The organism is Sphingobium sp. LB126 (genome assembly GCF_002795205.1).
GTDB lineage: Bacteria > Pseudomonadota > Alphaproteobacteria > Sphingomonadales > Sphingomonadaceae > Sphingobium > Sphingobium chungbukense.
The window spans coordinates 910,984-934,732 of the sequence record NZ_NETV01000002.1; the positions used below are offsets into that span (position 1 = coordinate 910,984).

16 protein-coding genes are annotated in these 23,749 nt (G+C 63.6%); 7 read left to right on the forward strand and 9 right to left on the reverse strand.

The genetic code is table 11. The features are described from left to right. Together glcE and glcF are read left to right on the forward strand one after the other, a co-directional pair. A complete protein-coding gene (glcE, locus tag CAF53_RS20210) occupies positions 1–1,170 on the forward strand; it encodes a glycolate oxidase subunit GlcE (protein WP_242443538.1) in 1,170 nt (389 codons plus the stop codon). After that, positions 1,160–2,491, forward strand: a complete 1,332-nt coding sequence (glcF, locus tag CAF53_RS20215) for a glycolate oxidase subunit GlcF (protein WP_100239365.1) — start codon at positions 1,160–1,162, stop codon at positions 2,489–2,491. The genes glcE and glcF overlap by 11 nt, the downstream gene beginning before the upstream one ends. 145 nt (positions 2,492–2,636) lie before the next feature. Here glcF and CAF53_RS20220 read toward each other — a convergent pair whose 3' ends face one another. The 3 genes from CAF53_RS20220 to CAF53_RS20230 all read right to left on the reverse strand — a co-directional run bounded on the left by CAF53_RS20220 (position 2,637) and on the right by CAF53_RS20230 (position 5,771). Then, positions 2,637–3,266: a TetR/AcrR family transcriptional regulator gene (locus CAF53_RS20220; protein ID WP_100239366.1), complete on the reverse strand. Its 630-nt coding sequence runs from the start codon at positions 3,264–3,266 to the stop codon at positions 2,637–2,639. Continuing rightward, entirely contained in the window at positions 3,263–4,264 is a 1,002-nt protein-coding gene (locus CAF53_RS20225; protein WP_046764309.1) for a nitronate monooxygenase family protein, read from the reverse strand. The genes CAF53_RS20220 and CAF53_RS20225 overlap by 4 nt, the downstream gene beginning before the upstream one ends. A gap of 169 nt (positions 4,265–4,433) precedes the next feature. Next, positions 4,434–5,771, reverse strand: a complete 1,338-nt coding sequence (locus CAF53_RS20230; RefSeq protein WP_197707495.1) for an alginate export family protein — start codon at positions 5,769–5,771, stop codon at positions 4,434–4,436. 450 nt (positions 5,772–6,221) lie between these two features. On the opposite strand from CAF53_RS20230, the gene CAF53_RS20235 reads away from it, so the two are divergent. Further along, positions 6,222–7,694 carry an MFS transporter gene (locus CAF53_RS20235; protein WP_242443539.1) on the forward strand — a complete coding sequence of 491 codons (1,473 nt, stop codon included), beginning with the start codon at positions 6,222–6,224 and terminating at the stop codon, positions 7,692–7,694. Between the two features lie 838 nt (positions 7,695–8,532). Here CAF53_RS20235 and CAF53_RS20245 read toward each other — a convergent pair. Then, positions 8,533–9,687 carry a YdcF family protein gene (locus CAF53_RS20245; RefSeq protein WP_100239586.1) on the reverse strand — a complete coding sequence of 385 codons (1,155 nt, stop codon included), beginning with the start codon at positions 9,685–9,687 and terminating at the stop codon, positions 8,533–8,535. Between the two features lie 11 nt (positions 9,688–9,698). Then, positions 9,699–12,179: a TonB-dependent receptor gene (locus CAF53_RS20250; protein WP_100239368.1), complete on the reverse strand. Its 2,481-nt coding sequence runs from the start codon at positions 12,177–12,179 to the stop codon at positions 9,699–9,701. A 127-nt stretch (positions 12,180–12,306) separates the two neighbouring features. On the opposite strand from CAF53_RS20250, the gene CAF53_RS20255 reads away from it, so the two are divergent. Then, on the forward strand, positions 12,307–13,419 hold the full coding sequence (locus CAF53_RS20255; RefSeq protein ID WP_100239369.1) for an ROK family transcriptional regulator: 1,113 nt from the start codon (positions 12,307–12,309) through the stop codon (positions 13,417–13,419). Positions 13,420–13,457: 38 nt separating this feature from the next. Here the strand turns inward: CAF53_RS20255 and CAF53_RS20260 are convergent, their stop codons facing one another. The 4 genes from CAF53_RS20260 to CAF53_RS20275 are packed head-to-tail and all read right to left on the reverse strand — an operon-like array spanning position 13,458 to position 18,074. Next, the gene (locus CAF53_RS20260) at positions 13,458–14,588 is read right to left on the reverse strand and encodes an NADH oxidase (RefSeq protein ID WP_100239370.1); all 1,131 of its coding nucleotides are present in this window, start codon (positions 14,586–14,588) and stop codon (positions 13,458–13,460) included. A gap of 29 nt (positions 14,589–14,617) precedes the next feature. Further along, positions 14,618–15,790: an acetyl-CoA C-acyltransferase gene (locus CAF53_RS20265; RefSeq protein ID WP_100239371.1), complete on the reverse strand. Its 1,173-nt coding sequence runs from the start codon at positions 15,788–15,790 to the stop codon at positions 14,618–14,620. Positions 15,791–15,836: 46 nt separating this feature from the next. Continuing rightward, positions 15,837–16,613 (reverse strand): SDR family oxidoreductase, encoded by a 777-nt coding sequence (locus CAF53_RS20270; protein WP_100239372.1) that lies wholly within the window; start codon positions 16,611–16,613, stop codon positions 15,837–15,839. Positions 16,614–16,619: 6 nt separating this feature from the next. Continuing rightward, complete coding sequence (locus CAF53_RS20275; RefSeq protein WP_100239373.1) at positions 16,620–18,074, reverse strand: aldehyde dehydrogenase family protein; 1,455 nt, start codon at positions 18,072–18,074, stop codon at positions 16,620–16,622. Between the two features lie 239 nt (positions 18,075–18,313). Between CAF53_RS20275 and CAF53_RS20280 the strand changes: the two genes are divergently transcribed. From CAF53_RS20280 to CAF53_RS20290, 3 genes are all read left to right on the forward strand, one after another. Next, positions 18,314–19,576: a TetR family transcriptional regulator gene (locus CAF53_RS20280; RefSeq protein WP_100239374.1), complete on the forward strand. Its 1,263-nt coding sequence runs from the start codon at positions 18,314–18,316 to the stop codon at positions 19,574–19,576. Positions 19,577–19,804: 228 nt separating this feature from the next. Continuing rightward, the gene (locus CAF53_RS20285; protein WP_100239375.1) at positions 19,805–22,135 is read left to right on the forward strand and encodes a TonB-dependent receptor; all 2,331 of its coding nucleotides are present in this window, start codon (positions 19,805–19,807) and stop codon (positions 22,133–22,135) included. Between the two features lie 78 nt (positions 22,136–22,213). Continuing rightward, positions 22,214–23,743: a class I adenylate-forming enzyme family protein gene (locus CAF53_RS20290; RefSeq protein WP_242443540.1), complete on the forward strand. Its 1,530-nt coding sequence runs from the start codon at positions 22,214–22,216 to the stop codon at positions 23,741–23,743. The last annotated feature ends 6 nt before the right edge of the window (positions 23,744–23,749 follow it).

Genomic DNA, 23,749 nt, shown 5'->3' on the forward strand with positions numbered 1-23,749 from the left:
ATGCACCATCAACCCACGAGCGCGGACGACCTTGCCGCGATCATAACCGACGCCGCCGCGCGGGGCGCACGCTGCGAGATACGCGGCGGCGGCAGCAAGGCCGGCATGGGCGCGCCGCGCGATGCGGAGGTCATCGACATGCGCGGCTTTACCGGCGTGGTCGATTATGATCCGCCCGAACTGGTGTTGACTGTCCGTGCGGGCACGCCCCTCGCCGAGGTGCAGCGGATGATCGCGGGAGAAGGGCAGATGCTGGCCTTCGAACCGTTTGACCATGGCCCGTTGCTGGGCGGGGAGCTGGGACAGGCGACGATCGGCGGCGTGGTGGCCGCCGGTGTCGCCGGGCCGCAACGCCTGACCATGGGCGGGGCGCGCGACCATCTTCTCGGCGTCACCGCCGTCTCTGGCCGGGGCGAGCGGTTCGTGGCGGGGGCAAAGGTGGTGAAGAACGTCACCGGATACGACCTGCCCAAACTGATGGCGAACAGTTGGGGCCGTCTGGCGGCAATGACCGAACTGACGCTGAAAGTCCTTCCCCGCCCGCGCGCGACCAGTACCATGGTCCTGGAGGGCCTCGACCATATCGCCGCCGTCCGCGCCATGGCCTGCGCCATGGGCAGCCATGCGGAGATCGGCGCGGCGGCGCACCTTCCCGGCGCGGAGGGGCGGCGCGCGCTGACGCTGCTGAGGGTTCAGGGCTTCGCGCCTTCCGTCACCGCCCGCTGCGCGATCTTGCCCGACCTGCTGCGCGATCATGGCGCGGCACGGTTGCTGCCGGAGGAGAAGGCCGCAGCGCTGTGGGATGCCGTGCGCGATGTAACGCCGCTGGCCGACGCGCCGACATTGTGGCGGATCAGCTTGCCACCCTTCTCCGCGCCCGCGCTGCTCGACCGTTTCGCGCTACTCGGCGCGCGCTGGCTGTTGGACTGGGCAGGCGGGCTGGTCTGGCTCGCCCATGACGGCGATGCGACCGAGATACGGAGCGCCGCCGCGATGGCGGGGGGCCACGCCATGCTCATCCGCGCACCGGAGCCGATCCGTGCCGCTATTCCCATGCAGCACCCCCGCCAGAGCGGCGTCGCCGCGCTGGAGGCGCGGGTGCGCCGCTCCTTCGATCCCGCCGGTGTCTTTGAGACCGGACGCTTTCTGGACATGCCCCATGCGGACTGACTTCTCGCTTGAGCAACTGGCCGACCCCGCCACCGCGACCGCAGAGGCCGTGATCCGCAAATGCGTCCATTGCGGCTTCTGCACCGCGACCTGCCCGACCTACGTGCTATTGGGCGACGAGTTGGATAGCCCTCGCGGCCGTATCTACCTGATGCAGAACATGCTGGAGCAGGAAGCGACGCCGACACCCGATGTCGTCAAGCATATCGACCGCTGCCTGTCCTGCCTGTCCTGCATGACGACCTGCCCGTCCGGCGTGAACTACATGCACCTCGTCGATCATGCCCGCGCTTATATTCAGGAGCGTTACCGGCGACCATTGCGGGAACGGCTGATGCGCGGCCTGCTCGCCGCCGTGCTGCCCTATCCCGGACGCTTCCGTTTCGCTCTCGCCCTCGCCCGGCTGGCGCGGCCCATGACGCCGCTACTGGACCGGATCGGGGCGCTGAGGCCGATGGCCGCGATGCTGGCGCTGGCCCCGCGCAGAACCGCCCCTGCCCCCTCCCGCACGCCCTCTGCACCACCGTCGCCAAGGGGCCGAGTCGCCCTGCTGCAAGGCTGCGCCGAGCCGATATTGAAACCCGAAATCCGCGCCGCCACCGTTCGCGTCCTCAACCGCGCAGGCTATGCCGTGACCTTCGTGGCCGGTGAGCAATGCTGCGGCGCGCTCGTCCACCATATGGGCCGGGAAGAGGCCGCGTTGGAGGCCGCCCGCAACAATGTCGACGCCTGGACGCGGGAAATGGAAGGCGACGGACTCGACGCGATCCTCATCACCGCCTCTGGCTGCGGCACGACGATCAAGGATTATGGCCACATGCTGCGCCTCGACCCCGCCTATGCGGAAAAGGCGGCGCGCATATCCGCCATCGCCAGCGACATCAGCGAGTTTCTCGACGCGGTCGACCTGCCCGTCGGCGACGGGCGGGGGCTGTCCGTCGCCTATCACGCCGCCTGTTCGCTTCAGCATGGTCAGAAAGTCACCCAAGCGCCCCAGCGGCTCCTCACGCGCGCGGGTTATGCGGTGCGCACGCCGCAAGAGGCGCATCTATGTTGCGGATCGGCGGGGACGTACAACATCCTCCAGCCCGTCATCGCCGGACAGCTAGGGGATCGCAAAGTCGCCAATCTTGCCCGCCTGAAGGCGGATGTGATCGCCACGGGCAATATCGGCTGCGCGATGCAGATCGGGGTGAGATCTTCCACGCCCGTCGTGCACAGCATCGAACTCATCGACTGGGCGACGGGAGGTCCAGCTCCCCGCGCCCTCGCTTCCCTCATTCCCCCAGCCGGAGGTCGACTCCATGGCGCGCCTCGCTGATGCGATCGGCAAGGCAGCAGGCGCGCTCGCCCCTTGACCTCTGGAGCCGCAAGATCGCCGACATGGCGGCGGAGCATCGAGCAACTGGAGATCGCTTTCGACGCATGGAATTAGGCGTGGGTCGCAGGGATCGGCCGACGCAGGCCTATCGCGTCAGCCCATGCGCATCGCGGACGGCCGCCACGGCGAGGTGGTAGAGCTGCTCGGAGTCCTCCGCGCTGCCGATCAGCTTGCGAAGCTCAAGGCTCACCACACCGTGCATCGCCGCCCATAGCAGATAGCTGATCCTGCTCGCTTCTCCGGCCCGGTCCGGGACAAGACAGAGCCTGACCGTGTCGCGCAGCGTGGCGAAACTGGTCCATGCCTGGCGCCGGCTTTCGATCGGCGCCTCCCAGGCCCGGCCGAGATCGCCGAACATGACATTGTAGAGCGCGGCTTCGCTCAGCGCGAAGGCGCGATAGGCGCTGATCAGCTTGTCCAGCCGAAGAAACGGATCCTGAACTTCCCCATGCGCCTGGAAAGCGCCAGTCAGGCCGGCGAAGCTGTGGAGATAAAGGGCGTTGAACAACCCGTCCTTGCCGCCGAAATGGGTGTAGATCATCTTCGTCGATGCGTTGACCGTTTCGGCTACGCGCCGAACGGTCAACGCCGATGGCCCCTCCTCGCTCAACACCACCGCGGCGGCGGCCAACAAGGAAGCGCGGGCGTCCGTCTCCATGGCCGCACGCGCGGCCCGGACATCACCCAGACGCCTGACTTGCGGAGCAGAGCTCATGCCAGGGCGGGTTCCATATCAGCCGCGCCTATCAACCCACCCAGGCGCTGCCGGATCAGCACTTCAGCATCCGCCATGATCCGGCCGATCAACTCCGCACAACTCGGAATATCGTGGATCAGACCGACAGCCATGCCGCAGCTCCAGGCACCAGCGTCCATATCACCATCGACCATCACCTTGGGATAGACGCCCGCGACGAGATCATGAATGTCGTCGATCGTCAGGCTGTCGCCCTTCTCGCGCTCGATCTCGATAAGCTTGGCCACGTTCGAATTGTTCAACACCCGCTCGGTATTGCGCAAGGACCGCATGATCAGCCGGGTGTCAGTCTCGGTCGCTTCCAGCAGGGCTTTCTTGACATTGGCGTGGACCGGAGCCTCCTGCGTCGCCAGGAAACGGGTGCCCATGTTGATGCCGTCCGCGCCCAGCGCCAGCGCTGCGACCAGGCTGCGCGCGTCGGCCATGCCACCGGACGCCAGAAACGGAATGCTTAGCCGATCGGCCGCGCTGGGCAGCAGGATCATGTTCGGAATGTCATCCTCACCGGGATGGCCACCGCATTCGAAACCGTCGACGCTCACGGCGTCGCACCCGATCGATTCAGCCTTCAGCGCGTGCCGCACCGACGTACATTTGTGGATGACTGTTATACCTGCCGATTTAAGGGCGGGCATATAGGCTTCCGGGCTTCGGCCGGCCGTTTCTACGATCCGCACGCCGCCTTCCGCGATCGCCTGAATATATTCGGGGTAGGGCGGCTTGCTGAAGGTCGGCAGGAAGGTCAGGTTCACGCAGAACGGCTTGTCAGTCATATCGCGACAGCGCGCGATTTCACGGGCCAGCAACTCCGGCGTTCGTTGGGTGAGGCCGGTGATCGTGCCCAGGCCACCCGCATTGGAGACGGCTGCGGCGAGTTCGGCCAATCCGACGAAATGCATTCCGCCCTGCATGATTGGCTGCTCGATACCGAAAAGCTTGGTTATTCGCGTCTGCACGATGCTCTCCCTGATGACTCGGAAACGTTGTTACCATAGGATACATTGTTTCTTATTCCATTGCAACCCGACCAAATGGCATCAAGGCGCTCGTTCATCGTTGGGCATGTGGCGATCAGGGTCAGGGTGGTTTTTTCGCGCTTTCCGGCAAGTTCAAGAGAACTGCGTCTCAAAAACTCGCGGTCAGATTGAACGAGGTGTACCGGGTCCAGCGATCGACGGGAGCATTGGGCGCATCGCGCAGGAAACGACCCTTGGCGAGCAACAGGCCGTCAAATTCGAAGCGAAGCCGGGCGGGCAGGATCCAGTAGCGAACACGCGCTTCAACCTGATGTCCGGCGAAACGTCCTGAACTTCCACTGGCATCACGGACCCCTGTGGACGAGAAGCTGTCCTCGCGGGCCGCCAGCCACATCGGGCGATAGACCGCGAACCAGTCGATCCGCTTGCCGGGCGTGGCTTCGATCCGAAGGCCGGGCGTCACGATGTTGGCACGGGCCAGCGCATTGTAGAGGCCAGCGGGCGCAAGGTCGGCGCGCCGCATGCCGAAAAGCGTATCGAAACGACCGTAGCGCCTGCCGGATCCGTCGCCGCTGGCATAGTCGAATTCCACCGACAACCGCGGCTTCCACGCTCCCGGAAAGCTGTAACCCACGTCGGCATGGACGAAACCGGCGGACACCGACTGGGTGGAGGCTGTCGCTGCAAGCGACGTGCTGACCCTGCCTGTCTGGTAGAACGCCTCTACCTCAAAATCAAAGGCGCCGCTGCGTGGATCGGCTATCAGTCGGCCACCGAATATATCGAGTGAGCGGTCGCGCGTCGGCCGGTTCGGTCGATCGCGCTCGCCAAGATGAAAATAGCTCATTTCCGCCATGGCGGTCCCGATTGCCTTGGCCCTGCTGACCTGCCCGCCCCAAAGCACGAGGTCGAAGCTCTCCCGATCAAGACGAACCCGTGCATCCCGCACGTCCGCAGGATCATCAGGCAGCCGGACCTGGGGGAGCATGTAGATGAATGTCGCCTTCCACCCCTTGCCGACAGCGGTATCGGCGCGAAGGCCGGTATAGCCGTTAGTGGTGTTGCGATAGTCATCCGCGGCGACCAGTCTGCGCGAGCCAAGGTTCAGCGTCATTCGTCCCGCGGTCAGCGTCAGCTTCGACCCAGAACCAAGCGCGTCGTCGAAATCGGCCGCCACATAGGCCTGCACCGGCTCCAGCGCATTCACCTCGTTTGTGGAGACGGGCGTGCCGGGGCGATCGCCCCATACCCGGCTGTCGAAAATCTCGACGCCGATGCGAAGATCCTGGCGCCGATATTCTGCAAGAATGTTGGTCCGCAGATTGACGAGGTCGTCGCTGCTGTTGAAACCCGCACGGGCCTGGCCAGTGATCGCCTCATATCGCAGGCGGGTAGATCCATGAATTGCGAATGTCCCATCCTCTGCGTTCGCCGGGGACGGGAGGATGAATGCGATGAGGGAGACATTGACGAAACGAACAGGCATGCGGCGTCCTTCACAGAAATGGACGCGAATTTGGGCGTGAGGCCTGAAGGGGAATCGCGGTCCCCGGCCACCTTCAAAGCCAAAAACACTGGTCGGGGTCAAGGCAATATATCCTTGCCGGGTGGATATCCCGAAATATGTTGGTCTGACCGTAGCTGGCGCAAGATTGCCGCGCCCGCGTCCGTCATCGCGCAGAATGTCTCCTTCATAGGGTAAGGTTGCGTGTTGTTCGTTCATGAGGGCTGCGAATCCGGAACGATCGGGCAACTGCCCATGGGGTGCGCTGCGGCATGAGGCAGCCGGCCCGCCCGACCCGTCACCTTCCTTGAGCGGGAAATCGTTCTTGTCCAATCCTGCCCTCCCCTGTCGCAGGAATGAAAGAAAAGGCTTCTAGTCGCATCGCGTCCCCGCAAAGCCCATGCGGATACGATCATACGGGAAATGCGGGTGATGCAGAAACTGGCAGAAGGCCGCATGATAGCCTATGCTTCGGGTAATTTCGGCAAGGCGCTGGTGTTCGGCGGCGCGGACATCACGATGCTCTTCCTGCTGACCGACGTGTTGGGCCTGGGCGGCACAATGGCGGGATGGCTGATGTTGGCGGCGCTGTGCGGCGACCTCGTCTTCGATCTCGTGGCGGCCCGGCTGGTTATCCGCCTGCGGCATGCGGGCAAGGGCTATCGCTGGATGGTAGCAATCGCGGCGACACCCTGCGCACTGGCCTTCGCCCTTCTCTATGCGATACCGGCGTTCGGCGCGCGGCAACTGTGGGTGCTGGCGGCCGCGCTGCTGGTGTTTCGCGGCGCCTATGCGGTCGTCGACGTGCCCCATAATGCGCTGATGGCGCAGGTCACCAGCGACAGCCGCGCGCGCGGCCGCGTGTCCGGTTATCGATTGTTCTTCAGCACGGCCAGCGCACTGGTCGTCGCGACCCTGTTGACGCCGCTGGTGCAGCGGGCCGGCAGCAATCAGGCATTCGACCGGTTGGCGCTGACCGGCGTGGCGGCGGGGGGCCTCTTTGCCGTGACCATGATCCTGTGCGCCTGGACCTCCGGCAGCGGCGCGTCCCGGCAAGCGCGGCAAACCGCAGGACAGGATGGCATCCGTGTGCCCCTGCGCGATCCCATGGTGATCGGCATGGGCCTGCTCGCCTTGCTGACAGGCTTTGCGGCGCCCGCCTTCGGACGAATGCTGCTCTATACGGGCCGCTATATCGTCGATCGTCCCGACCTCGTCCCGACATTGCTGATGGCGCTGACGGTCGGACAATTTACCGGCGTCATCCTGTGGACCGCATTGACCGGTCGGTTCAGCAAGAGCGTGCTGCTGGCCATGGGTCATGGCGTGAGCGCGAGCGGCCTCGCCGCCTTCTCCTTCTGTCTGCCCTGGCCCATTGCACTGATTGCCTGCGCAGCAATTATCGGCTTCGGTCTCGCCAGCGTCTTCATGCTGCCATGGGGGCTACTGGCCGATGCCGTCGACGTCGTGGAATGGCGGCATGGCCGGCGGTTTGAGACGGGGCTGTTCGCCTATTATCTTGTCATCGTAAAGGCGAGCGGAGCCGCTTCGACAAGCCTCATCGGCTGGACGCTGGGCTGGCTCGGCTATGTTCCCGGCCAGCCGCAGGCGATCCCGGTCCAGGCAGGCATGATCGGCCTGGGCATCGGCATTCCGCTGCTCGGTAGCCTGGTCGCGATACTGCTGATGCGGCGCTTCGACCTCGGCCACGCACGGCATGGCCGCCTGCTTGTCCTGCTGGATCGGCGCTGTCAGTCGGGCGCCGACCCGGTCTCAGGATTGAAGCGAGGATTGGTGAAATCGAGCGGTGCCGGCGTGACCTCTGCCGGCGGCTGGGCGCTCTCCGCCCAGGCGCGGCAGAGCATGTCGCGCAGCATGGACGCGCCGGCCGCCGTCCGCTCATAAACCATCGCGCGCACATCCTTGTCGGCGAAGTCGGCAAAGCCATTGCGCTTTTCCAGCATATAGAGCGCCGCAACCTTATCCCCTGCCTCGTCCAGATAGGCGAGGACAGCCTCGAACATATCCCCGCCGCGATGGCCGGGCGCGCCGATGCGCGGCGCGATGTCGCCTACGGTCAGCTTCATGCCGTCGACGAACCGGCTTTCGAACCGGCCATGCACGCTGCGGTCGGTGGTGAAGCCCCTGGGATTGTCGCCCCTCCAGCCGTCCGAGTGGATCGAGTCATGCATGGGTTGCGCGCCGTCGCCGATATAATGGCCGAGGCGAATGGTATCGAAGGCGCAATGCTGTTCGGGGATGGACGCATCCCCGCCCTCGGCCTGCGCCTTGCGGACATGGCGCATGCACACCACCAGCCGGTCGTAGGCTTCGATCGCGGCATAGGGCAGAGTGCCGGTCCAGCGGACATTGGTGCGCGCGGCGGTCGCGGGATCGCTCTCCCGGATCGCCTCATGGCGCTTGTAGAGCGCGATCACGAACTCATAGCGTGATCGCGGAATCGGTTTCAGGAAAGTGAACTGCTCGCGGAACCAGCCATGATTGGGGTCTTCCTCGATCTTCGAGAAATTCTCCGAATCCCCCCGCCAACTGTCGGGCAGGGAGGCGGATGCCGCGATATAATCGACATGCTTGCGCAGGAAAATCGGGCCATCGTCCGGTATGGCCTCGATCGCGGCGCGGTCGATCACGCCATGGGCGGTGCCGCCCCAGGCGTGCGCAACCGTGGGGGCCATGGCAAGAAGGGCGGCAAGGGCAAGGAAACGCATAAGGCAGCTCCGTATCAGGGGTCCAGCGGATCGCGCGGATCGATCCGTGCGGAGAGTCGGCTGGGGCGAAATGCCAGTTCCGTGGGCGAAAGGCGGCGGCCGATCCGGCCGGGCTGATAGCCCAGTTCATCGGCATTACGCTTGGTGAACTGCACGCTTTCGATCATCGCGCTCTGCTGCGGATTGCAGACGATCAGCGCGTCGTCGTCCAGCGGCGCGCCCATCGCCATCAGCAGCCGCGACGCGTTGCGCAGGTTCGTCGTGGTGTGCCGGGCATAGGGCTCGATCAGGATCGCATCGGCGGGCACGCCATAGCGCTCGATCAGCGCCTTACGCATCTCCTCCGCCTCGGCAAAGCGAGTCGCGCGCGGATGGGCGCGACCGCCGGTGACGATGATGAAGGGAATGTCACCCTGTGCGAAGCGATTGGCCGCCAGCCGCAGGTGATATTTGCCATAGGGGCTGAGCGGCATGCCGTCGATTTCCGGGCCGACGCCGGTCAGGATCATCGCGCTGAAGCGATAGCGGCGCCAGTCGAGCGTCTTCGCCCGCGCCATGGCGGACGCATTGGCGCCCCCCATCAGCGGCTCATAGCCGATCGCATCGGTACGGTCGCTGACGTCCAGCAGCGCCAGCGCATAGTCGATGCTGGGGTCAAGCGTCTGGGCGGACAAGTCCCGCGACGTGCGCGATAGCCAGTCGGCGGCCTGAAGGCGCGCCTCCCGCTCCTGCGGGTCGATCATGCCCGCGCCGTCAATCCGCGGATAGGCAGGGACTTGCCCCAGTCCATAGGTCCGCACGATGGCGTTGACGCCTTCGATTTCCCGTCGGATCTGTGCGGATGCGCCGTCATCGGCGGCCGAAAGGTCGGTCAGCGCCGCAACGGCCCGACCCATCGTTGCGACCTCCGCCGCCGTCCAGATCATCGCCTGCGCTGCGCAGCCCAGATCGGGTTCGCAGGCGGCGCGCCGGTCCTGCCGGGCGCGGAGCAGGGTGGAAACGCCCGCCCCGCCCTTGAGCCGTTCCAGTGCTGCCGGGTCGTGCCCTACCGCGTCGAGGAGCGGGAAGAGGCGCTGCGATAGTGCCTCCGTCACCGTGTCGCGGGCTGCCCCGGCGCAAGCCGGGGCAGGAGCGAACGCAACCGCCGCCGCAGTCAGCAGGCTTGCCATGCTCCGCCGCATCACCAGCTCTTGCTGATGACGAAGCGGACGTTGCGACCGAAGATCGGGCGACCGTAAATCGCCTCCGAACTGCCTTGCCCGCTCAGCGAGTCCGTGCGGGTGTTGCCTTCGGTCAGGCCGTGGGCGTTGAACAGGTTGTCGCCCACGATCTGCATCTGCCAACTGCCCCGGCGCGCCGTGATGCCCGCGCCGACCGTACCATAGGCGGGCAGCGCGGTATTGTTGTAGAGGTCGACGAAGCGCTTCCCCATATAGGTGTAGCGGCCGTAGATGGAGATATCCGTGTCGTTCGTCCGGAAATCGAAGCTGGGACGGATATTGCCGTAGACCTTGGGCTGGCGCACGATCTGGTTACCCTCCGCCTTTTCCGGATCGGCGCCGGTGGAGCTCTGGAAATTCTTATATTTGGGATCGCTGATGGTCAGCGCGCCGTTCAGCGAGAACCAGTCGGTCAGCGCCAGCTTGCCGTCAAACTCCACGCCCTTGACCTGCGCTTCGCCGATGAAGGGCACGTTGACGTCGTTGCGGCCCGTGGTCGGATCATAGGCAAGGAAGCTGGCGTTCAGCGGATCGAAATTGGTGTAGAAACCGGTGACATAGAGGTAGGAGCGGCCGAAGGCGAGCTTGAGGCCTGCTTCGAACTGATCGGCCTTGGTCGTGATGATGGTCGGGTTGATGCTCATCACCGTCTGGACGTTGGGCGGCGTTTCCAGATGCGAGGCGCGGCCATAGACGCCGACATGGCTGGAAAAGTCGTAATTGGCGCCGACCGTCCAGTTGGTGACGTTGGGCTTCCGCTTCTGATTGATGATGACCCCGGTGAAGGCCCGGGTGCTGTCGTCTGCCAGCGTGCTGGTGTCGCCCAGATTGGCGGCCTCGGTCAATGCCGCCCAACCCTTGTAGCTGTAGCGTTCGTGACGAATACCCGCGTCGATGCGCAGACCCGGCACGATTTCCCAGGTGTCGTTGGCATAAAGCGCGAACATCTTAGCATCGCTGTCGCCCTGGTTGAGCGTTGCGGCGTAGTTGAGCACGCCATTGTCGGTCACCCGGCCGATCTCCGTGCCCGCCGCATTATAGGCGACCAGATCGAGCGTGCGCGGCTTGCCGGCGACTTCGATCAGGTAATTCTGGTAGAGGGTGCGGCTGTCCTCGCCATAAAGGCTGGCATAGACGCCGAGCTTCAGGTCATGGCTGCCGATGCCGGTCTCGAACTTGCGGGCGACCGACAGGTTGGCTTGGCCCGAATAGAATTTGGAGTGGATGTCGCGATACTGGCCCTGCATGACCAGACCCGATGCCGCATAGGGATCATAGACGGTGTTGGTGCCGGCGAGCGTGTAACCGAAACGGCTCACGACGCCGAAGGCGGCGGTAGCGCGGGCGAGATAGCCAGCCGCGAAGCCGTTGCCGTCAGCGGGGTTGGTGGTCGAATAGAAGGCGGTGAAATCGAGCTTGCCCTGTGTGTAGCCAGCCTTGCCCGACACCAGCCAGCCGCCGAACTCGCCATCATATTGGACACCGAAATTGACCATCCGCATATGGCGGCCATCGGACAGGTCGCTGGTGCGACTCTGTATCCGGCCCGTGCCGTCGCGATACAGGAGGTTGACGTTGCGCAGCGCCGGCGAGTTCATCGTGCCGTCGAAATAGTCGATATATTGGTCCAGCGAGACGCTGGGATTGCGCGGATCGCTGGTGGGGATCGGCAGATAGAAGACGTTGTGGTCGTTCACATAGTTCAGGTTGAACTTGATCGATCCATTGTCGAAATCATGCTTGATGTTGGCACGGATCTGGCCACCCTTGTCATTGGGAAAGCCATTGTCGCGATAGCCGTCATGCTGGCGGATGAAGCCGCCGATCGCATAATAGGTGCCCTTGCCCAGCGGCCCGGCCTGATAGGCATCGAGGCGGTAGAGGCCGGTGTCGCCCAGCGTCAGTTGCGCCTTGCCGCGTGGCGTGTCGCTGCCGGTGACGGTAATGGCATTGATGATCGCGCCCGAATAGCTGGCATAGACCGGCGCCGGGCCGCCGCGCACGACCTCGACATGGTCGGTCATCAGATCCTGTTTCAGGATCGCGTCGCCGCGGAAGAAGACACCGTCATTCTCGTGGAACAGCGGCAGGCCGTCCTGCTGGAAGCTGACGAAGCCGCCATCATTGGGCAGGCCGCGGATACGGTAGATATTCTGCACCTCGCCGCCGGTGATTTCGGTCTGAAAACCGGGCAGCTGGCCGATCAGATCGGCGAAGTTCACCGGCGCGATCTTCTCCACATCCTCGGGCGAGATGGTGTTGATCGCATAGGAGACATCGAAACGGCGTTGGGCGCGGGTCGAGCCGGTGACGATGATATCGCTCGGCCCGCTGCCGGCGTCGGCCACTTTTTCGGCAGGCGCCATATCCTGCGCAAAGCCAGGCGAGAAGGAACAGAGCGCCGCAAGCGCGGTGCCGGTGGCAAGGACGGTCTTGAACATCGGGAGCCCCTTTTTGAGTGGTCGGGGGCTCCCATGACGTTGCCATATGACATTTTTAATTATTGTTGTGAAAATAAATAAAGCCGCATAACGGGTCGTCGATTTTCCTTCCGGGGCCGGTTCAGCCATGCAGTTTCCCAATTTGGACAAGGATCAGCGGCGCATTGTCCACCGGCTCCGCAAGTCCGGGCCCCTGTCACGGTCTGCGCTGGCCACCGAACTGGAAATCAGCGGCGCCGCGCTGACCCGCCTGTCGCGCGACCTGCTTGGCCTGGGCCTGATCGAGGAAGTGCCGGGGGCCGAAGCGCAGGGGCGCGGGCGGCCCGCCATTCCGCTGCGCCTGGCTGCGCATGGCGGCTATGCAGTGGGTGCGACGGCGCATAAGGGATTTCTAGAAATCTGCCTCGTCGACTTCACCGGCGCCACGATCGCAACCCACCATCAGGCGGTCGAGCCGATCGATCCCCACGCTTTCGCGCAGAAGGTGCGGCGCATCACCCATGAGCTGGTGGATCGGCACGGCCTGCTCGGTCGGCGGATGCTGGGCCTTGGCGTGGCCGTACCGGGCCCGTCGCTGTCGCCGGCGGGCGATCGGTGGAGCGTCGTCGATGTCCTGCCCAACTGGCGTGATGCGCCGCTCCGCGACATAATCTTCGCCGAAATGGGATGGCCGCTCTGGATCGAGAATGACGCCAACGCGGCCGCCATCGCGGAATATTATCTGGGCAATCTGCTCAAGGATTTCACCACCATCGTCGTGCTTCTGCTGGGCTTCGGCATCGGCTCGGGGGTCATTGTCGACGGCCGGCTGGTGCGCGGACAATATGGCGTCGCCGGGGAAATTGGCTGCCTGTTTCCAGGGCACCTCCCACGCCCCAGCCCGCTGGACCTGTTGTCGATGCTCCGCAGCGCCGGTTGCGAGCTCCGCTCGGTTGCCGACATCGACTTCGCCGCAGCAAATCAGGCGCCCACGATCGAAGCCTGGCTCGACCGCGCTGCCGTGCAATTGCAGACGATATGCAATACGGCTTTTGCCTGGCTCGATCCCGGCGCCATCGTGCTGGCTGGCACCTTGCCTCCGGCTATCCTCGAACGGCTCGCCGATCGCCTTCATCGCGCCGAGCTGGTGACAACGGTGCATGACCGCCGGCCGCCGGTACAGATTTCCCGTCTCCATGGCTCGCCAATCACCCTGGGCGCGGCCCTTTTGCCCATTCACGCCTTGTCTGCGGATGTATGAACAATCTGCGCCTGATATGATCTACAACGGCCCCGGCCTTATAGACCGTCGAACAGGACAAGATATTTGTCGCCTGTCTTCTTCTGCATCAGGCCTTCCAGCACAACCGGGTCCAGCAGGTCGGTCAGGTGGATTTGCCGAGAGAAATGCGTGGCAAATGTGGAATCATATTCTCTCGAAATGCGTGACAGCAGGCGTGTCCTGACATCCTCGCCCGCGCGCTTCAGGAAATGGGTGATCAGAAATGAGCCAACGGACCAGGCATAGCCATAGTTGCGGTCAAGGCCGGTCTGGGTGAGGTCAAGCGAGCCGTATATGTAAACCTGCTTGGGCACATCACTGCCGTAAAGGCTGTAGGATGGACTGAAACGAAGTTCGGACGCTTCCATCGCCTGGAGGAGGATGTTCGTCATCCGTCCTCCCCCTATCGCATCGAAAGCGATGGTGGCTCTGGTCTTGGCGACCGCAGCGCGAAGTTGTGCGTTGAAATCCGGTGCGCTGCTGTCGATGACATAGCGGGCGCCAAGGCCGTTCAGCACGGCAACCTGTTGCTCTCCGCGCACGATATTCACAAGGTCGATGTCATCGGACTTGCAGATCTTGATCAGCATTTGCCCCAGACTTGAGGCCGCGGCGGTATGGACAAGCGCGCCATGGCCCTCCATCCGCATCGTCTCCACCATCGCCAGCGCCGTGAGCGGGTTGACAAACAGGGATGCCCTCATCGGCGCAGGCACGCCCGCTGGAACGATCAGGCATTCCTTGGCAGCGATGGTCCGGTAGCATGCAAACATTGCTCCGCCGAAAATGGCGACCTGGCGGCCCAGCATATGGGCGGCATCCGGTGCGGCCTCAACTACCGTACCCGTTCCTTCATTGCCGACGCGCAGCGGAAGGCCGATGCGGCCTTCGAAAGGGCGGGTCTTCCTGTTCAGCAATTCCGCTGACAGGCGCTTCTGCTTCCCGCCCCCCGTACTGCTTGCGGTGGCAAGATCCGCCGAAGCGAGCAGCAACCCCATGTCGGATGGATTGACCGGAGCGGCCTCCATGCGCACGCGCACCTCACCCGGCGCGAGGGCTGGCAGCGGCTCCTCTGCCAGCCGCAGTTCCAGTGTGCCGTCGGCGTTGATCGTCGAGCGCAGGGTCAGATTGGTGTTTTCGGGGCTCATGCTCCCTCCCTCCCATGATGTGCCAGGTGTCAGACGACCTCGAAAAGGCCTGCGGCTCCCATGCCGCCCCCCACGCACATGGTGATGACGACATAATGCGCGCCTCGGCGTTTCCCCTCGATCAGCGCGTGGCCAACCATGCGGGCGCCTGACATGCCGTAAGGATGACCGATCGAAATGGCGCCGCCGTTGACATTGAGACGTTCATCCGGAATGCCAAGCTGGTCGCGGCAGTAGAGAAGCTGGACTGCAAAGGCCTCATTGAGTTCCCACAGTCCGATATCCTCCATTTTCAGACCGAACCGATCCAGCAATTTGGGGACGGCGAAAACCGGCCCGATGCCCATCTCGTCGGGCTTCGTCCCCGCCACCGCCATGCCGACATAGCGCCCCAGCGGTTCGAGACCACGCCGCTCCGCCAACGTCGCGTCCATGACAACGACCGCCGCCGCTCCATCCGAAAGCTGGCTGGCATTGCCTGCGGTGATGACGCCCCCGTCGATCACCGGCCGCAGGGAGGACAGCCCCTCTGCCGTCGTTTCGGGACGGTTTCCTTCATCCTGGTCGATCCGCACGATCCGGCGCGAAGTTTGACCGCTCGCCTTGTCCAACACCGTCATTTCGGTCTCGACCGCCATGATCTCACGATCGAACCGGCCCTCGCGCTGCGCTTGCGCCGTTCGTTGCTGAGACTGGAGCGCGTAGGCATCCTGCGCGTCACGGGAAATCTTGTACCGCCGCGCCACGGTCTCGGCGGTGTGGAGCATAGGCATATACATATCCGGCACCATGGCTTCCAGCTCCGGGTCGGCCGTGATCCGCAAGGCGTCGGTCTGCACCAGCGAGATGGATTCGACGCCGCCCGCAACCACTATGTCCATGCGGTCGACGATGACCTGCTTGGCCGCCGTAGCGATGGCCATCAATCCGGACGCGCATTGCCGGTCGATCGACATGCCCGCAACGCTCGCCGGGAGCCCGGCGCGCAACGCCGCGGTCCTGCCGATCGTCGCCTGATGCCCTTGCTGAAGCGCGGCTCCCAGGACAAGGTCGTCGACCTCGGCCGGGTCGATCCCGGCCCGCGCCACGGCCCCGCGGATGGCGTGAGCGGCCAGGGTGGGGGCCGGCGTGACGTTGAAGCTTCCTTTATAAGCCCGGCCAATGGGGGTCCGGGCCGCCGATACGATCACGGCGTCACGCATGATGCATTCCTTGTGAAGTTGGAAATTTCTGCTCGATGGGGGGGCGTCAGCCCGCCGCGCTGGTCACGCCGCCGTCGACCACCAGGGTGGTCCCCACCAGATAGTCACCCGAGCGCGCCGCCAGATAGAGCGCCGCCGCCTGCATATCCTCATCGCTGCCGATACGCCCCGCCGGGATCATGGGCAGGACCGAAGCCAGATCGTCCCGGGCGGCACGGTTCAATTCGGAAGCGAAGGCGCCGGGCGCGATCGCCGTCACGCAGATATTATCGGCGATCAGACTCGTCGCCATCTTGCGGGTCAGATGAATCAGCCCGGCCTTGCTGGCCTGATAGGAATAGGTTTCGTTGCTGCTGACCCGCAATCCGTCGACCGAAGCGATATTGATGACCTTGGCGGGCCGCACGGCCGCCGCCGCGCGCAGCGCCGGCAACAGGGCCTGGGTCAGGAAGAAGGGACTGCGCAGATTGAGGTTCATCACCTTGTCCCAGCCATTTTCCGGGAAAATATCGATCGGCGCGCCCCAGGCCGCACCGGCATTGTTGACGAGGATATCGAGCTGCCCTTCCCGCGCCGAAAAGGCGTGAGCCAAGGCGCGCGAGCCCTCGACACTGGCGACGTCCTGCGGCAAGGCATGGCAGACACCTCCCTCGCTCATGATCTGCTCGGCCGCCTGGTGACAGGCGTCGGCCTTGCGCGAGGAGATGTAGACGCGGGCGCCATGACGAGCGAAGGCTCTGGCGATCATCAAGCCGATACCGCGCGATCCACCCGTGACCAGCGCGACCCGCCCCTCGAGGCCGAAAAGATCGGAAAGAGTCATGCGCGCTCAGCCCAGAACGGGGGCCGACATGGTCTCTTCGACCAGTCGGGCGGCCTTGTCATAAGGCGACCAGAAGAGGTCGACATTGACCTCTCCCTTCTTCACCACGACGCCGCGCGGATTGGAAAACTCGCGGAACCCGTCCTCGCCATGATGGCGGCCCATGCCGCTGTTGCCGGTCCCACCGAAACCCAAGGAGGGAAGGCCGCCCTGGATGGCACAAAGATTGACCGCCGCGCCGCCGGTCGTCGTTTCGTCCAGCACCTGTGCGATCTGATTCTCATTCTCGCTGAACACATAGACGGCAAGGGGCCGCTCACCCGCATTGATCCGGTCGATCACATCGGCCAGCCTGTCATAGGGGATGACCGGCATGATCGGGCCAAAAATCTCCTCCGTCATGACGGCGGTATCGGCCGGCGGATCGATCACCAGATGCATCGGCATCCGGCGGGTTTCGGGATCGGTCGCGGCGTTCTCTTCAAGAGTGACGACCGAGGCGAGGTTGGCGACCTCGTCCAGCATCCCGGACAAGCGGGCGAGATGACGGTCGGAAATGATGCCGGTGCATTCACTGGTTTTGGCATAATCCGGCGCGACTTCGGCCATGAAGGCGCGCGCATGATCGGTGAAGGCCGCGACATCCTCCCGGGGCACATAGACATGGTCGACCGAGATGCACATCTGGCCGTTCTTGATGATCTTGGTGCCAATGACCGTGTCGACATTCTCCCGCGTGACTGATCCGCAGGTCATCACCGTCGGGCATTTTCCGCCCAGTTCCAGCGTCACCGGCGTCAGGTTGGACGCCGCGGCGGCCATGATCTCGCGGCCCACATTGGGACTGCCCGTATAGAGCAGATGATCGAGAGGAAGTTTCGAAAAGGCACGCGCCAGATCCAGACCGCCCACGGCGACATAGGCAAGGTCGGCAGGAAAATATTCGCCGATCATGATCTTGAGCAGTTCGGCGCAAGCCGGCGTGTAATCGGACGGCTTGATCATCACGCGGTTGCCCGCCGCGAACATGTCGACCATAGGCCCGAGCGCGATGTCGAAGGGGAAGTTCCAGGGCACGATATTGCCGATCACGCCCTTTGGCTGGGGCTGGATATAGACTTCGGACCGGCCCATCAGCGCCGGGTCGGCATGACGCGGTTGCGGACGCATCCATTCTTCCAGATGATCGAGCGCATATTGTGCGCGGCCCAATATGCCGAGCATTTCGATCAGATCCGACGCGCCCTTGGGGTGCGAGCCGAAATCCGCGGCGAGCGCGTCATGAATGGAATGGCGATAGGCGCGGACCATGTCCATCATGGTCTCTATACGGGCTTTCCGCGTGGAGGCGGTCGGAGCCCGATCAGCGGCAAACGCTGTCTTCTGCGAGGCAAACGCCGCGTTTAGTTCGACGATGGCCAGGTGGTCGGATATGTCCGTGTTGTTCTCGATGATCGCCATGACAAGCCTTCCTCAATCCTGCTGCCCGTCGTGCGGGTCGGTATTCTTCGCCGCGACGCGGCTATCTGGTCCCCTTTTCCGGAACCGAGATCGCTATTTGGCTATCACGCCCCTGACGCCCTTCGCTACATAGTCCATTGTCCAGTAAATTTTCTTGCTCGATGACATAAATAGCGGGACATGTGAGGGATCAAGCCATTCATGGTTGAGCATATTATGGAAAGTTGTACAATTTTCTTATGGCTGAAGCACGGACAGAGCGGCTCGATAAATCGAAGATGCGGCGTGAGGAGATACTCGCCGCTGCGACGCGACTCTTCAATCGCAGGAGCTTTGCCGGAGTGACGCTCGACGCGGTCGCGGCCGAAGTCGGCGTGACGAGCGGAGCACTTTACCATCACTTCGCCAACAAGGAGTTGCTGGTATTCGAATGCCTTTCCCGAGGCATCACGCTGTATCGGGAGGAACTTGCCCGCGCGATGGAGCAAGGGATAGACGGATTGGAACTGGTCCGCCGCTTCGTCCGGGGGCGGCTGCGGCCCGGCGAACCGCGCATGATCGTCTTTTCCGACCTCAATGCGCTGCCGAAAATCCATCGCGATGCCGTTCATCGCGGCCGCATGGAGAATGTCGAGCGCCTTGCCAGGCTGATCGCGACCGGCATCGCCGACGGCACGATCGCGCCGCGCGACCCGCATATGTCGAGCCTTGCGGTCTTCGCGGTGCTGGACTGGATGCCGCATTGGTATTCGGAAAACAGCTATTATACGCGACAGGAGGCCGCCGACGCCATCGACGACCTGCTGACCCACGGCGTCCTTGCCCGGCACATCCCGGAGCCGGAATGGCTATGCGAGCCCTGGGATGTGGAACAGGCGATCGAAGAACTGACGCCGCGCGCGCGGCGTGCGCTTCGGCGCGAAAGGATTTTGCGCACCGCGTCGCAAAGCTTCAATCAATATGGCGTGGTCGGTTCCTCCATGGAAGCGATCGCCAATGACGCCGGGCTGACCCGTGGCGCGGTCTATCATCATGCGCCCGACAAGATGACGCTGCTGCGCCTGTGTCTGGAACGGGCCTATCGGCGCGAGGGCGAACTGCTGGACCTGGTCCTGCGCAAGGTCGAGGCGGAAGCCGATCCGGTGCGGCGGATCATCGCCGAGGAAGTCTATATCATGCGCGCCATGGTCGCCCTGCACGAGAGCAGGATAGGGCCGAAGATCAACTTCCAGAACGTCGCCTTCCTCAGCCCGGACCAGCGCCGCCAGATGTCCGGATTGCATGAGGAGGTGGTGGGCAAGAACCGTGGCCGTTATGCTCGCGGCATCGATTCCGGCTTATTCCGAAAACTGGACATGGCCTTCATGCAAGAAATCGGCGCTGGCCTGCGCAACAACTCTCCGACCTTCTTCACCATGTCCCCGGAGCAGCATGGGCTGGACATTGCAGACTTATGCGCACGCCTGTTTCTATTTGGACTGAAGCCCAGACTTATGCGCTGAAATGGGCTGTTCCATCGGCCCATCGATGATGTGGACCGGCATCCGCCGCGCGGTTCGCTTCCCACATTGGACAAGCTCCATATCCTGATCTGATAACTGGACAACATACTATGTTTTATGCGTCGAGAGCCGATCCTATGATCTGCTCGACGGTCCGGCGCTTCGATCGAGGCAACGTGACCAGGCGCATAAGGGCACCAGCGGGGCTGGGCCGGTCGGAGGGGACAGATGCACTATTTTCGAACCATTTCGCTTTTCCTGGCGACATCCGCCAGTATCGTGTCGATGGCGTCGGCACAAACCGCCGCGCAAGCGGATAGGGCCACGGACAGCCTGCCGGGCGACATCGTCGTCACCGCCCAGAAGCGCGAGCAGAGCATGAACAGCGTGGGCCTGTCGCTTCAGGCGTTGAGTGGCGCGGACCTGCAGAAGCGCCGGATCGACAGCGCAGCCGATCTGGTGAAGGCGGTGCCCGGCTTCACCTTCACGCCGTCGCCCTATGCCACCCCCGTCTATACCTTGCGCGGCGTCGGCCTGTATGATTCCGGGCTCGCGGTGGCGCCGTCGGTCAGCGTCTATATGGACGAGGTTCCGCTCGCCTATCCGATCATGACGCTGGGCGGCACGCTCGATCTGGAACGGGTCGAGGTGCTGAAGGGACCGCAGGGCACATTGTTCGGCCAAAGCTCTACTGGTGGTGCGGTCAACTATATCGCGGCGAAGCCGACATCGACCTTCCGCTATGGCGCGAACGGATCGCTCAACCAGTTCGGGCAGGTCGATCTGGAAGGATTTGTCAGCGGGCCGATCTCGCCCACGCTGGGCGCGCGCCTGGCGGTGAAGACGCAGCAGGGGGGCGCGTGGCAGAAAAGCACGTCGCGCGACGACAAGCTGGGCGACGCGCGGTTCCTGACGGGGCGGTTGCTGCTGGATTGGGCGCCGAGCGACACGCTGAAATTCTCGTTCAACGCCAACGGTTTCATCGACAAGGGCGATCCCCTGGCGCCGTCGCTGATCAAGGTCGCGCCGACCAATCCGGCGTTGATCGCGCCGGGATTCGACCAATCGAAACCGGCGCGCAGGCCGCGCGACGCGGACTGGCCGGAGGGCTATCCCGATCGCGACAACAGTTTCTACCAGGTCGCGTTGCGGGGCGATCTGAACCTGAGCGACAGTGCCAAGCTGACGTCCATCACTTCCTATCAGAAGGCGAAGGCCGACGAGCAACTGCCCTTTTCGGGTACGCCTTTCCCCTATCAGAACATCCTGCATTTCGGGTTCGTCAAATCCTTCAACCAGGAACTGCGCCTGAGCGGGGACAGCGGCCCGCTGAACTGGATCGTCGGCGCCAGCTATGAGCATGTGAAGTCGGACGATCATATCCGTTATGACCAGCGGATCGTGTCCAACCGCGTGATCATCCCCGGCCTGCCCGCCTATCAGGACGCGCACGCATCCATCGCGCAGAAGAACGAGACCTATGCGTTTTTCGGCAATCTGGACTATCGGCTGACCGACCGCCTGTCGGCGCGGGCCGGTCTTCGCTACACGCACAACAAGACGACGGGCGTCGGATGCACGTTCGACGACCTGCCGTCGAACGAACTGGGCTTCCTGTTCGAGGCCATTCAGGCGAGCATCAAGGGGTCGGCGGTCCCGATCGCGCCGGGGGACTGCGTCACGCTGGATGACAATGTCAATCCGGGGCCGGTCCCGCTGCGCCTGTCGGAAGGCAATGTGTCCTGGCGGCTGGGCCTGGACTATAAGCTGGACAACGGCACGCTGGTCTATGCGACGGTCAGCCGGGGCTTCAAGCAGGGCATTTTGCCCAATGTCGCAGCGGTGCAGTCCGCCCAATATGATCCCGCCGTACGCGAGCGGCTGGACGCCTATGAGGTCGGGGTGAAAGCCCCGATCGCGGGCCGCGCGCTACAGGTCAATGCGTCCGCCTTCTACTATGACTATAAGGACAAGCAGATCCGTGGCACCGTGCTCAACGCCTTCGGTAAGCTGGAGCGGGAGATCAACGTGCCGAAATCACGCGTGTTCGGCCTGGAGGCGGAAGTGCAGATGCGTCCGATCCGGGGCTTGAACGCGTCAGTGGGCGCCACCTACCTGGACACGAAGATCACCAGCAGCATCTCCACCATTCCGGGCACGTCGGAAACCTATAATTCGGACGGCGTGCAGATCGACGCCAAGGGCGCACGCATACCCTTCGCACCCAAATATACGGTGGTCGGCGATGCCGAATATGATTGGGCCATCGGCGGCGACACGCAGGCGCTGGTCGGCGGCGGGCTGGTCTATCACAGCGCCGACAATGGCAGCCTGGCGACGAAGGCCGTGCCGGCTACGGAATTCCGCATCAAACCTTATACGGTGATCGATCTGCGCGCTGGCCTGCAGGCCGCCGACGGCCGCTGGCGGGGGACGGTGTGGGTTTCCAATGTGTTCAATGTGCTGCGGTGGAACACGGTGTTCCGTACCATCGACGACTATTTTCGCTATCAGGACAGGCCACGCACCGTGGGCGTCTCGATCAGCTATCGGCCCTGACATGACGGCGCGCGCATATTGGCAGGGTCCTTCTCAGGAAGCCATGACGGGGCAGCAGGCAGGTTCATGAGCAACGACGTGATTTTTCTATCCGAGCTGATCGCCGAGCACGCGCGTTCTGCCCCCGAGCGCCCGGCCATCCTCATTGACGATCGTCACATCGGTTATGGCGAGCTGGATGTCCTGGTTGACCGGGCAGCGGCCTCTCTGCGGCGGGATGGAGCGGGGCGGGGCGATCGCATGGCGATCTGCGCCGCCACCAGTGCCGAATATCTTATCGCCTTCCTCGGAGCGCTGCGAAACGGGATGGCAGCGGTGCCGCTTCCGGTCGCGGCCGCGGTGGGCCAGTTGGACAGGATGATCCGGGACAGCGGCCCGACCCATTTGCTTATCGGTGCGCCCTGTCCGGCCGAACTCATTGCAGGATTGAAGGACAGCGATATCCGCGTCATCACCTTGTCGCCCGATCTTCCCGGGGAAGCATGGGCGCGCTGGCTCGCAGCCGAGGGCGGGCAGGGTCAGCCCGTCCCCCGCCCGGACGCCGACACGGAATTCAATCTCATCTATTCCTCCGGCACGACCGGCGCGCCTAAGGGCATCGTGCATTCGCACCGCTTCCGCGCGGGCGTCTATTCGCAGGCGCAACTCCTCGGCTTTGACAGCGATGCCGTCATGCTGATCTCGACACCGCTGTATTCGAACACCACGTTGACGGCCGTTTTCCCGACGCTGGCGGCAGGAGGCACCTTGCTGTTGATGGAAAAGTTCGACGCAGAGCTTTTCCTGAAACTGTCGGAGCGGCACCGGGTCACGCACGCTATGCTCGTCCCGGTCCAGTTCAGGCGAATTCTGGCGAGACCGGACTTCGACAGCTTCGATCTTCGCGATTACCGGATGAAATATGTCACTTCCGCCTATCTCGCTGCGGAGGAGAAGCGCGAGATACTCGATCGATGGCCCGGTGGGCTGATCGAATTCTACGGCCTGACCGAAGGCGGTGGATCGACGCTCCTGTTCGCGCATGACCACCCCTCGAAACTGCACACGGTCGGTTACCCAGTGCCCGGTCATGATGTCCGGTTGATTGGGGAGGACGGAAAGGAGGTCGCAGCCGGAGAGGTGGGCGAGGTCGTGGGCCGTTCGGCATCCTCTATGACCCATTATCACGGTCGCCCGGACTTGACCGAGGCTGCCCGTTGGGTGGGACCGGACGGCGCGCCTTATTTCCGGACGGGGGATCTGGCGCGCTTCGATGCGGACGGCTTCCTTGTCATATGTGGTCGCAAGAAGGATATGATCATTTCCGGGGGGTTCAATATTTACCCCAGCGATCTGGAGACCGTGCTCCTGGGTCATGAGCAGGTCGCCGACGTCGCGGTCGTGGCCGTCCCGTCCACACGCTGGGGTGAGACGCCGGTCGCCTTTGTCATCGCGGTTTCGCCGGGCGTCGACGCCGATGCGATCCGAGACTGGGCAAATGACCGACTGGGCAGGATGCAGCGAATCCACGCCCTGGTGCTGACGGATGAGCTGCCGCGCAACGCATTGGGGAAGGTGCTCAAGGCGCAGTTGAGCGAGCATTTTGTCACCATGCATGGGACGGCGTGACGCGCG

Coding starts and splice junctions, on each gene's coding strand:
- CAF53_RS20265 (WP_100239371.1), bottom strand. CDS start 15,790: ATGCGTGACGCCGTGATCGTATCGGCGGCCCGGACCCCCATTGGCCGG.
- glcE (WP_242443538.1), top strand. CDS start 1: ATGCACCATCAACCCACGAGCGCGGACGACCTTGCCGCGATCATAACC.
- CAF53_RS20235 (WP_242443539.1), top strand. CDS start 6,222: ATGCAGAAACTGGCAGAAGGCCGCATGATAGCCTATGCTTCGGGTAAT.
- CAF53_RS20285 (WP_100239375.1), top strand. CDS start 19,805: ATGCACTATTTTCGAACCATTTCGCTTTTCCTGGCGACATCCGCCAGT.
- CAF53_RS20245 (WP_100239586.1), bottom strand. CDS start 9,687: ATGGCAAGCCTGCTGACTGCGGCGGCGGTTGCGTTCGCTCCTGCCCCG.
- CAF53_RS20220 (WP_100239366.1), bottom strand. CDS start 3,266: ATGAGCTCTGCTCCGCAAGTCAGGCGTCTGGGTGATGTCCGGGCCGCG.
- CAF53_RS20270 (WP_100239372.1), bottom strand. CDS start 16,613: ATGACTCTTTCCGATCTTTTCGGCCTCGAGGGGCGGGTCGCGCTGGTC.
- CAF53_RS20255 (WP_100239369.1), top strand. CDS start 12,307: ATGCAGTTTCCCAATTTGGACAAGGATCAGCGGCGCATTGTCCACCGG.
- CAF53_RS20275 (WP_100239373.1), bottom strand. CDS start 18,074: ATGGCGATCATCGAGAACAACACGGACATATCCGACCACCTGGCCATC.
- CAF53_RS20250 (WP_100239368.1), bottom strand. CDS start 12,179: ATGTTCAAGACCGTCCTTGCCACCGGCACCGCGCTTGCGGCGCTCTGT.
- CAF53_RS20260 (WP_100239370.1), bottom strand. CDS start 14,588: ATGAGCCCCGAAAACACCAATCTGACCCTGCGCTCGACGATCAACGCC.
- CAF53_RS20230 (WP_197707495.1), bottom strand. CDS start 5,771: ATGCCTGTTCGTTTCGTCAATGTCTCCCTCATCGCATTCATCCTCCCG.
- CAF53_RS20280 (WP_100239374.1), top strand. CDS start 18,314: ATGGCTGAAGCACGGACAGAGCGGCTCGATAAATCGAAGATGCGGCGT.
- glcF (WP_100239365.1), top strand. CDS start 1,160: ATGCGGACTGACTTCTCGCTTGAGCAACTGGCCGACCCCGCCACCGCG.